A 1,865-nucleotide genomic window follows, 5' to 3' on the forward strand; every position below is an offset into this window, starting at 1 on the left:
AATAGCACGATAGAGCCGAGCACGAGCACGGCTGACATAATGCTGACGGGCAATGCGTGCTTAAGGAAGTTTACCGTCCGTTTTAAAGATAAAATCTCTAACATGATTAAAGCTCCCTTATATCGACAGAGTCTTAGTACGCTTACCACCCCAAATCGCATTCACGATTGCACGGGTGCCCACGATGGCCGTAAACATGGAAGTCGCAATACCGATCATCAGGGTCACAGCAAAGCCTTTTACTGCACCAGTACCGACGGCAAAGAGGATCAATGCGGTAATAAAGGTGGTGATGTTCGCATCTGCAATGGATGAGAAGGCATTGGCATAACCCTCTTGAATCGCTTGCTGCACGCTACGACCTGCGCGTAACTCATCACGAATACGCTCGTAAATCAGTACGTTACCATCAACCGCCATACCAATAGTTAACACCATACCGGCAATACCGGGTAAGGTGAGTACCGCACCGGGGATCATTGACATCACCCCGACGATCATCACTAGGTTCATGGTTAAGGCGATATTGGCAATCAAGCCAAAAGCACGATAGTAAATCATCATAAATAGCACCACAGCGCCCATACTCCAGAGCATGGCGTTGATACCGCTATTGATGTTTTCTGCGCCAAGGCTTGGACCAATGGTGCGCTCTTCAACGATAGTCACAGGCGCAATCAGCGCGCCGGCACGCAGTAACAGTGCCAGATTTTGCGCTTCACCATGGCTTAAACCGGTGATCACAAAGTTGCGACCTAAACGTGCTTGAATCGTCGCCACCGAAATCACTTCTTCGATTTTCAGCATTTTGACTGTGCCATCGGCGTTACGTTCACCACTGTCTTTATACTCGATGAACAAGGTCGCCATCGGCTTACCGATGTTGTCTTTGGTCACATTCGAGAAAATGGTGCCGCCTTTGGCATCAAGATTAATGCTGACTTGAGGCCGGCTGTATTGGTCAAAGCTTGGTTGCGCGCCAGTAATATGATCACCGGTTAGCATCACTTCTTTTTTCAGTACCACTGGGCCGCCTTCACGGCGCTGATACACTTGAGAACCTGCAGGTACGCGGCCCGCTTGGGCTGCACTGGGGTCCGCTTTATCATCGACCATGTGGAATTCAATCGATGCAGTCGCGCCTAAAATTTCTTTAGCACGGGCCGTATCTTGCACCCCAGGCAACTCGACGATAATCCGCTCTGCGCCTTGGCGTTGTACCACAGGCTCAGACACCCCTAACTCGTTAACACGGTTACGGATGGTGGTAATGTTTTGCTGCAGCGCTTCTTCTTTGACCTGCTTAAGATAGGTTTCGCTCATCACGGCTTGCAGGGTGAAATCTTCACCACGGCTGGCATTGGTAAACACCATATCGTTGCTACGAGACTTCAAAAAACGCTCGGCGCTCGCTAAGCTGTCGGCATCGCGAAACTTAATTTCAATGCGCTCGCCATTAATGCGAATGCCTGCATAACGAATTTTTTCTTCACGCAGTTGCGAGCGAAAATCCGCCATTTTGGCTTCTTCCATCTTGCGAATGGCTTCGCCCATGTCCACTTCCATCAAGAAGTGCACCCCACCACGCAAGTCCAAACCCAGTTTCATCGGTGAGCCGCCCATGGACTCTAGCCACTGCGGTGTCGCAGGAGCCAAGTTGAGTGCCACGGTAAACTTTTCACCTAAGGATTCTGCAATCACTTCTTTTGCCAGTAATTGTTGTTCGGCGTTTTGGACACGCACCAACAATTGACCTTTTTCAAGCTCAGAGCGCTTTACCGCAATGCCTTTACTGGCTAACAGCTCGTTTACTCTGGCTTGGGTAGATGCCGTGACTTCAGCACCCCGAGTCGCCACCACTTGCA

At 50.2% G+C, this 1,865-nt stretch carries 1 protein-coding gene and 1 pseudogene; both read right to left on the reverse strand.

What is annotated here, in order from left to right:
- A pseudogene (locus tag ACRCZA_RS05650) lies at positions 1-104 on the reverse strand (protein translocase subunit SecF); the annotation flags it as partial.
- 13 nt (positions 105-117) lie between these two features.
- Positions 118-1,865: protein translocase subunit SecD (gene secD, locus ACRCZA_RS05655; RefSeq protein ID WP_438673491.1), on the reverse strand; the 1,748-nt coding region annotated here is incomplete at its 5' end.

This window comes from Shewanella sp. (assembly GCF_051658185.1).
GTDB lineage: Bacteria > Pseudomonadota > Gammaproteobacteria > Enterobacterales > Shewanellaceae > Shewanella.